The organism is Streptomyces sp. NPDC049577, assembly GCF_040675635.1.
Classification (GTDB): Bacteria; Actinomycetota; Actinomycetes; order Streptomycetales; family Streptomycetaceae; genus Streptomyces.
This window is the reverse complement of sequence record NZ_JBFAPH010000301.1, coordinates 1-7744: the sequence shown is the minus strand read 5'-3', so window position 1 is coordinate 7744 and position 7744 is coordinate 1. Positions and strand designations below refer to the sequence as shown.

General features: G+C 73.5%; 9 protein-coding genes. 2 read left to right on the top strand and 7 right to left on the bottom strand.

All coding sequences use genetic code 11. The annotated features are described in order from the left end of the window. Window positions 1-630, bottom strand: a 630-nt coding sequence (locus AB0K09_RS26150) for a TerD family protein (RefSeq protein WP_366067844.1), incomplete at its 3' end; no start/stop codon positions are given. A gap of 94 nt (window positions 631-724) precedes the next feature. Continuing rightward, window positions 725-1351 (bottom strand): M48 family metallopeptidase, encoded by a 627-nt coding sequence (locus tag AB0K09_RS26145; protein WP_366067843.1) that lies wholly within the window; start codon window positions 1349-1351, stop codon window positions 725-727. Window positions 1352-1675: 324 nt separating this feature from the next. Here AB0K09_RS26145 and AB0K09_RS26140 point away from each other — a divergent pair, with 324 nt between their 5' ends. Then, complete coding sequence (locus AB0K09_RS26140; RefSeq protein WP_366067842.1) at window positions 1676-2839, top strand: ThiF family adenylyltransferase; 1164 nt, start codon at window positions 1676-1678, stop codon at window positions 2837-2839. Window positions 2840-2881: 42 nt separating this feature from the next. Next, window positions 2882-4246 (top strand): AarF/ABC1/UbiB kinase family protein, encoded by a 1365-nt coding sequence (locus AB0K09_RS26135; protein WP_366067841.1) that lies wholly within the window; start codon window positions 2882-2884, stop codon window positions 4244-4246. 29 nt (window positions 4247-4275) lie between these two features. Here AB0K09_RS26135 and AB0K09_RS26130 read toward each other — a convergent pair whose 3' ends face one another. The 5 genes from AB0K09_RS26130 to AB0K09_RS26110 form a co-directional block, all read right to left on the bottom strand. Continuing rightward, window positions 4276-4470 (bottom strand): hypothetical protein, encoded by a 195-nt coding sequence (locus AB0K09_RS26130; protein WP_366067840.1) that lies wholly within the window; start codon window positions 4468-4470, stop codon window positions 4276-4278. A gap of 188 nt (window positions 4471-4658) precedes the next feature. Further along, window positions 4659-4985, bottom strand: coding sequence for a hypothetical protein (locus AB0K09_RS26125; protein ID WP_366067839.1), 327 nt, complete (start codon window positions 4983-4985; stop codon window positions 4659-4661). Beyond that, window positions 4982-5344, bottom strand: a complete 363-nt coding sequence (locus AB0K09_RS26120; RefSeq protein ID WP_366067838.1) for a WhiB family transcriptional regulator — start codon at window positions 5342-5344, stop codon at window positions 4982-4984. The genes AB0K09_RS26125 and AB0K09_RS26120 overlap by 4 nt, the downstream gene beginning before the upstream one ends. A 133-nt stretch (window positions 5345-5477) precedes the next feature. Next, window positions 5478-5807 (bottom strand): hypothetical protein, encoded by a 330-nt coding sequence (locus tag AB0K09_RS26115; RefSeq protein ID WP_366067837.1) that lies wholly within the window; start codon window positions 5805-5807, stop codon window positions 5478-5480. 150 nt (window positions 5808-5957) lie between these two features. Further along, the coding region (locus tag AB0K09_RS26110) for an ATP-dependent DNA helicase UvrD2 (protein ID WP_366067836.1) at window positions 5958-7744 on the bottom strand (1787 nt) is incomplete at its 5' end.

Genomic DNA, 7744 nt, shown 5'->3' with positions numbered 1-7744 from the left:
GAAGGCCGGGGGCGCGCTCACCGGGCCGGCGGGGGGCGCGAAGGCGGGCGCGGGAGCCGGCGCTCCGGAGGGCTGTCCAGTGGAGGCCTGGGCGGGCTCCTCCTCCAGGACCTCGCCGCCGAAGTTCCGCAGCAGCGCGTCCAGGCCGCCGTCGAAGCCCTGTCCGACGGCGGCGAACCGCCAGACGTCCTTGAGGTAGACGTCGGCGAGCATCACGGCGCGCTCGGTGGTGAACTCCGCGCCGGTGAACGAGTACCGCGCGACCTCGACGCCGCCGGCGACCACGCGCAGATAGCCGGGCCCGGCCTGGGACATCAGGCCGTCACCGTCGATCGTCGCCGTGAAGGCGAGCTTGCGGATGTGCGCGGGCACGCGGTCGAGCGTCACACGGAAGGAGTCGGTGTCACCGGCCTGCGGACCGAGCTGCTGGATCGCCTCCTCGGGCGACTTCGGCTGGTTGAAGAAGACGAAGTACCGGTCGTCCGAGAGCCGCTCGTCGGCGTCGAGGCCGAAGCAGCTGATGTCGAAGGTCAGGCCGGGGCCGCCGATCTGCACTCCCACGTACAGATCGGTCCCCGCCGTCAGGTCGCTGATCTTGGCCTTGTGGCCGCGCTGGAATTCCCTGGCCATGCGTGACGACCGTCCCCCATCCGAAGCTGTGGCGAGTGCGTTGCGTCAGGCTAACGGCTGACGGCGACAGCGCGTGATCCCGGGGCCCGGGGGGTCACTCGCCGCGGGCGGCGGGAAGGTGCGGCAAGCGGTCGGCGGCGACCACGCCCTCCAGGTAGCCGCGGGCCCGTTCGGTGCGCGGATACGACTCCAGCAGCCGCCAGAAGTCCGGGCCGTGACCGGGTACGAGCAGATGCGCCAGCTCGTGGAGGAGGACGTAGTCCACGACGTACTCGGGCATGCCCTGGAGCCGGTGGGAGAGGCGGATGCTGCCCTCGGCGGGGGTGCAGGATCCCCAGCGGGTGTTCTGGTTGGTGACCCAGCGGACCGTCGCGGGGCGCGCGCGGCCGCCGAGGTACTGCGCGGAGAGCCGTCCGGCCCGTTCGGCCAGCGCGTCGTCGCCGAGCACGCGCTTGCTCTCCTGCGCGGCGAGCCGGTCGAGCATCACGCCCACCCAGCGCTTCTCCTCCGCGTCCGACATGCGGGCGGGGATGAGCACGATCGTGCGGTCGCCCTCGCGGTAGGCGGAGACGGTCCTGCGGCGGCGCGCGCTCCGGCGGACCTCGATCGCGGCACCGGCCCCCGAGCCGCCCGCGAGCGGGCTCGACGCACGGCGCGCCGGTCTCGGGGCGCTGTTCAGTGGGGTCTCCCCGGCGAAGCGCCGGGACGGGTCGGCGGGCACGCCCCGACGTTACCCGCTGGCGGCGCGCGAAGTCCGCCCACCGGGTCGGTCGGGGGCGGAAACAACCCGGGAGCCCGGAGCGGGACCGGATTAGTACGACTATCACTCCGGCCCTGTGGACAACGCCGGGCGGTGAGCGGCGAGGGCCGTCATGCTGCTCTCGGCCGGGTGTTCCGGGCCGAGGGACGACCGGGGGACGACCGAGGGGGAACCATGCGGACCACGCAGACGCGGCAGACGACACAGGCCCGGCGAGCGGTACCGGCGCCGCGGGGGCGGCAGGCGGCCGGACCGGCGTCCCCGCCTCGGGACTCCGCGCATCCGATGCTCAAGCCGGCACTGCGGCGGGCCTGGCGCGACCGGGACACCGTCCAGTTCGGCGTGGCCCCGGCCCACGCCGTGGTGGTGGGCCCGCTGGACACGGCGACGGGCTGCTTCCTGGGCCTGCTCGACGGGACGCGGGGCCTGCCGCTGCTCCGGCAGGGCGCGCGGGATCTGGGACTGCCCGAGGAGCTGGCCGACGCGGTGGTGGAGCGGCTGGCCGGGGCCGGGCTGGTGGACGATCCGCGCGGCGGGGGTGCGGGGGCCGCCGCCCTGCGGAGCCGGGGTGCCGCCGTGGACCGGCTGCGGCCCGACCTGGCCTCGCTGTCGGTGCTGCATCACGGGCCGGGCGCCGCGATGCGGGTGATGGCGGCCCGGCGGTCGGCCCGGGTGCAGGTGCGCGGCACCGGCCGCGTGGGGGCGGCGATCGCGGCGCTGCTGTCCGCCTCGGGGGTGGGCCGGGTCGATGTGCTGGACGGCGGCTGCGTGGAGCCGTGGGACGTGGGTCCAGGCGGGCTGTGCCCCGAGCGGATCGGGGAGCGGCGGGACGCCGCCGCCCGGCAGGTGGTGCGCCGGTCGGCCCCCGCGCCGTCGCCCCGCTCCCGCGCGGGCGGCCGGGGCGGCGGCCCGGAGGGCGGCGGCGCCGGTCCGGGGGAGGATCCGCCGCTGGCGCTGGTGGTGTTCGCGCCGCGCGACGGTCTGGCGGCGTACGCGCCGGACCCGGCCGCGGCCGAGGAGTTCCTCGCCGGCGGCACGCCGGTGCTGTACGCGGGCGTCCTGGAGGCGACGGGGGTGGTGGGTCCGCTGGTGCTGCCGGGCGGGTCGGCCTGTGCGGGCTGTGTCGAGCTGCACCGGGCCGAACGGGACCCGGCCTGGCCGCGGATGCTCGCCCAGTGGCGGTCCGGCCGGGGCTCGGGGGTACCGTCGTGCGACATGGCACTGGCCACGGTGGTGGCGGGCCTGGCGGTGACGCGTGCGCTGGCCGTTGTCGACGGCGATCCGGAGCCGGGCGCCGGGGTCCGGCTCGAACTGGCGCTGCCCGGGCCGGCCTGGACGCCACGGCCCGTGGAACCGCATCCGCGGTGTCCGTGCGGTGCGGCCGGTTCGCCGGATCCGGAACGTGCCCGGGCGGCGGCGGGACCGCCGCACGGGACAATGCCCGGGTAACCGCCGTCCGCGGCGTGGCTGTTCAGCTAGTTGGAGGGGCGCATGTCCGATCTTCCCCGCAAAGCGGTCACCCGTACCGCCAAACTGGCCGCGTTGCCCTTGGGGTTCGCGGGGCGCACGGCGCTCGGGCTCGGAAAACGCATCGGCGGACGGCCGGCCGAGATGATCGCGGCGGAGCTGCAGCAGCGTACGGCCGAGCAGTTGTTCGCGACGCTGGGCCAGCTCAAGGGCGGTGCAATGAAGCTGGGTCAGGCGCTGTCGGTCTTCGAGTCGGCGCTTCCCGAGCAGGTGGCCGGGCCCTATCGCGCCGCGCTCACCAAGCTTCAGGACGCGGCTCCCCCGATGCCGGTGGCGTCGGTGCACGCGGCGCTGGCCGAGCGGCTCGGGGAGGACTGGCGGGATCTCTTCGAGGAGTTCGACGACAAGCCGGCCGCGGCGGCGTCGATCGGCCAGGTGCACCGGGCCGTCTGGCACGACGGGCGCCGGGTCGCGGTCAAGGTGCAGTACCCGGGCGCGGGCGAGGCGCTGCTGTCCGACCTGACGCAACTGGGCCGTTTCGCCCGGCTGCTGGGGCCGCTCATCCCGGGGATGGACATCAAGCCGCTGATCTCCGAGCTGCGCGACCGGGTCTCCGAGGAGCTGGACTACGAGCTGGAGGCGCGGGCCCAGCGGGCGCACGCCGAGGAGTTCGCGGGGGATCCCGACGTGGTGGTGCCGGACGTGGTGCACCACAGCGACCAGGTGCTGGTGACGGAGTGGCTGGAGGGCATCCCGCTGTCCGAGGTCATAAGCGACGGCACGCGCGAGCAGCGGGACCGGGCCGGGCAGCTGCTGGCGCGGTTCCTCTTCTCCGGCACGGCCCGCACGGGGCTGCTGCACGCCGACCCCCACCCGGGCAACTTCCGGCTGGTGACGGGTGATGCCCCGGACGGTCCGCCGGAGAAGTGGCGGCTGGGCGTACTGGACTTCGGCACCGTCGACCGGCTGCCGCAGGGTCTGCCCACGGAGATCGGCACCGCGCTCCGGCTCACCCTGGACGGGGAGGCCGACGCGGTGCACGAGCTGCTCCGCGAGGAGGGGTTCGTCAAGCCGGAGATCGAGCTCGACCCGGGCGCGGTGCTGGAGTATCTGCTGCCGATCATCGAGCCCGCGCAGACGGAGGAGTTCACCTTCACCCGCGACTGGATGCGGGCACAGGCCACCCGGATCGCCGACCCCAGGTCACCGGCCTATCAGCTGGCGCGTCAGCTGAACCTGCCGCCGGCATATCTGTTGATTCACCGGGTGACGACAAGCACCATAGGAGTGCTGTGCCAGCTGGGGGCGACGGTGCGGCTGCGGGACGAGATGGAGGCGTGGGTGCCCGGGTTCGCGGTGGAGAGCCGGGGGCAGGAGACGCCGGCCTGACGGCTCGGGCCCCGGCCGGTACGGGGGTCTCACCACCAGGCGGAGTCGAGCCGGCCCTCGATGGCTCTGAGGTTGGCGCGGGCGCAGTCGTCGCAGAAGTAGTGGCGACTGCCGTTCTCGAAGGAGCAGGTCCAGGTCGGCGGCGTACCGTCGGCGGCGGTGGTGCCACAGCGAGCGCACGTGATCTTCTCGGCGTTCTCGGTGGCCTCAGGGTCCAACTGCACTGAATCATGCGTCTTCTGGTCCACTCCCAGACGATATCTCCGGGAGCGCCACAAGACCGCATGACGCACTCTGCGTCGCCATGCGAATACATAACGTGAACGCCGCGCGGGGCCGGTCCATTGTGGACCGGCCCCGCGGGCGTGGTTGCTGTCGCGCGAGTTCCGTTGTGCGCGTCCGGCTCGGTGGCTCAGTGCATCAGGGCCATGGCCAGGGCGCGGCGGGCACGCAGCGAGGCGCGCTCGGCGCGCCGCTGCATGCGCCGGGCGGCGGCGAGCCGCACGGCCCGGCGCTCGCCGTCGGCTTCCCGCAGCCTTTCGTGCATATGGGCTCGCGCCAGGGCTTCTGGGATGAGTTGCATTTCGAGGGTCCTGTTCTGGCGCGACTTCAGTGCGCCGGAGGTGTCACGGGTGGGGGCGTTGTGGCCGAATGGCTCGGCGGACGGGTGCTGCATCGTCGGATCCTGCTTCTGGGGGTTGTGCGTGGTGGGGCGGTCGATGGTGCCGATGACGTTCATGCGGCGACCGGGTTCTTGCGCGGGCGGCCACGGGGCCGCTTGCGGGCGACGACCACGCCCTGGACGAAGAGCTCGCCGCCCCAGACGCCCCACGGCTCACGGCGGTCCTTGGCGCCGGCCAGGCAGGCCTCGCGCAGGGGGCAGGTCTGGCAGAGGGACTTCGCGTACTCGACGTCGGCCGGGGACTCGGCGAAGAAGACCTCGGGGTCATAGCTGCGGCAGGGGACCGGGACGTCGAGGTTCTCGATCGCCTCGTCGAGGTCGGTCAGGGCGGTGAGGGGGGTCAAGGAGTCCTCCGTGGGGACGGGCGGGGGGATCAGGTCGGTGGCTACTGACGGGGTGTGTGCCTTGATGTGCACGGTGTCCATTTCCTCGTCTGTCGTTCCGGCTGGTGGCCGGGCTGGCTTCCCCCGGGCTTGGGGGCAAACAGAAGGGCCGCGGATCCCGGTGTGGGTTCCGCGGCCCTGGAAGGTGCCGACCTGATCATGCCGATCAGGCTGGATCTCTCCAGGGTTCGAGCCCACGGAAGGCCCACATCGAGAGGTTCGGGTGCTGCTTGGTCAGTTCGTTCCGGGATTCGGCGCCATTGGCCGCCGCCGCGAGGGCATAGGCCTGGGCCTCTGCCTGCGCTGCAGCCGCTACCACCGGCGCCTGCGTCGGTCGCTTCTCGGAGACGGCGGAGCCGACGACGGACGGACCGCCGGCGAACAGGCCGGAGCCGAGCAGACCGGTGCCCTGGAACGGGCCGAAGGCGGCGCCGAGCGTGCAGGCGGCGACGACCGGGCGATCGGTCATTTTGTTGCTGGCGATAAAGCTGATCATTGTCTCCGCCTCCTCTCGGCGTCTTCGGGGACCGGTGCGGGACCAGTCCGGTACGGTTTTCGGTTCAGTACAGCACGGAGCCGGCGGTTCCCGGAAGGACCCGTCGTTTCCTGCTCGGAAGGCTATGGGTAGGCCGTCCGCGCGCGCAAACTATTTTTCCGGAGAGTCTTCCGAGGCGTTCGGGGACGTCTCGTCCGAGGCCGGATCTCCGCCTGCGCACAGGGTCAGGACCTCGGCGCCGAACTTCTCCAGCTTGCGTTTCCCCACTCCTGAGATGCGCGAGAGCTCCGCCTCGGTTCCCGGCACGGCCTCGGCGATCGCGAGGAGCGTCTTGTCGGTGAAGACGCAGAAAGCGGGCTGGCCGAGCCGGCGGGCCTGCTCGGCACGCCAGTCGTGGAGCCGCTCGTAGAGCGCCTCGTCCAGCTCGGCGGGGCAGTCCTCGCAGCGCATCAGCTTGATCTCGCCAGCGTCGATCAGCGTCCGGCCGCAGACCCGGCAGCGCGCGGAACCCCGCACCCGGCGGACGGCACCGCGCTCGACACCGCCCCGGACCGGCGCCGGGGCGGCGCCCGGGCGGGGCGCCGCCGAGCCGGGCCGCAGCCCGTTGAGGAAGCGGGTGGCCCGCCGGGAGGGACGGCCGCCCGGGGTCCGCGAGAGCGACCAGGAGAGCGTCAGATGCACCCGGGCGCGGGTGACGCCGACATAGAGCAGGCGGCGCTCCTCCTCGATCTGCTCGTCGGTCTTGGCGTAGGTGATCGGCAGCATGCCCTCGGTGAGACCGACCAGGAAGACGGCGTCCCACTCCAGGCCCTTGGCGGCGTGGAGTGAGGCGAGAGTCACACCCTCGACGGTCGGCGCGTGCTGGGCGCCCGCCCGCTCGTCCAGCTCGGCGACCAGATCGGCGAGGGCGGCGTCCGGCCGGGCCCGCGCGAAGTCCTCGGCGAGCCGCACCAGGGCGGCGAGGGACTCCCAGCGGTCGCGGACGGCTCCGGAGCCGGCGGGCGGCTCCGGCGTCCAGCCACGGGTGCCCAGCACGGCCCGCACCTGCGAGGGCAGGTCCAGCGCGTCGGCGAGCTGGGCGTCCGCGCCGCGCCCGGCCCGGGCGGCGCCGCGCAGCAGCAGCTGGGCCTCGCGCACCTCCGGGCGCTCGAAGAACCGCTCGGCGCCGCGCAGCTGGTAGGGCACACCGGCGTCGGCCAGCGCCTGCTCGTAGACCTCGGACTGGGCGTTGATGCGGTACAGGATCGCGATCTCGCTCGCGGGGACGCCGGAGTCGATGAGCTCCCGCACGCGCCGGGCCGTGCCCTCGGCCTCCGCGGGCTCGTCGGCGAACTCGGCGTAGACCGGCTCCGGTCCGCCCGGGCGCTGCGAGACCAGCTCCAGCCGGTGCTCCGCGGCACGGCCGCGCGCCTGGGAGAGCAGCCCGTTGGCCAGGTGCACCACCTGGGGGGTGGAGCGGTAGTCACGGACGAGCTTGACGACGGTGGCGTGCGGATGCCGGGTGCGGAAGTTCAGCAGGTGGTCGGGGGTGGCGCCGGTGAACGAGTAGATCGTCTGGCTGGCGTCGCCCACGACGCACAGGCTGTCCCGGTCGCCCAGCCACAGCTCCAGCAGCCGCTGCTGCAGGGGGCTGACGTCCTGGTACTCGTCGACGACGAAGTGCTGGTACTGGCGGCGGACGGTCTCGGCGATGTCGTGCCGGTCCTGGAGCACACCCACGGTGAGCAGCAGCACGTCCTCGAAGTCGATCACGCCGCGGTCGCGCTTGAGCTGCTCGTACGTCGCGTAGATCCGGGAGGTCTCGGCCGGGTCGCGGGGCACCTCGCGGCCGGCCTTCGCGGCGGCCGCGGGGTAGTCCTCCGGGACGGTCTGGGTGACCTTGGCCCATTCGATCTCGGCCGTCACGTCCCGCAGCTCGTTGCGGTCGAGGCGCACCC

Excerpts from the sequence above, each read along its gene's own strand:
- AB0K09_RS26140 (WP_366067842.1), top strand. The coding sequence starts at position 1,676 with ATGCTCAAGCCGGCACTGCGGCGGGCCTGGCGCGACCGGGACACCGTC.
- AB0K09_RS26135 (WP_366067841.1), top strand. The coding sequence starts at position 2,882 with ATGTCCGATCTTCCCCGCAAAGCGGTCACCCGTACCGCCAAACTGGCC.
- AB0K09_RS26125 (WP_366067839.1), bottom strand. The coding sequence starts at position 4,985 with ATGAACGTCATCGGCACCATCGACCGCCCCACCACGCACAACCCCCAG.
- AB0K09_RS26115 (WP_366067837.1), bottom strand. The coding sequence starts at position 5,807 with ATGATCAGCTTTATCGCCAGCAACAAAATGACCGATCGCCCGGTCGTC.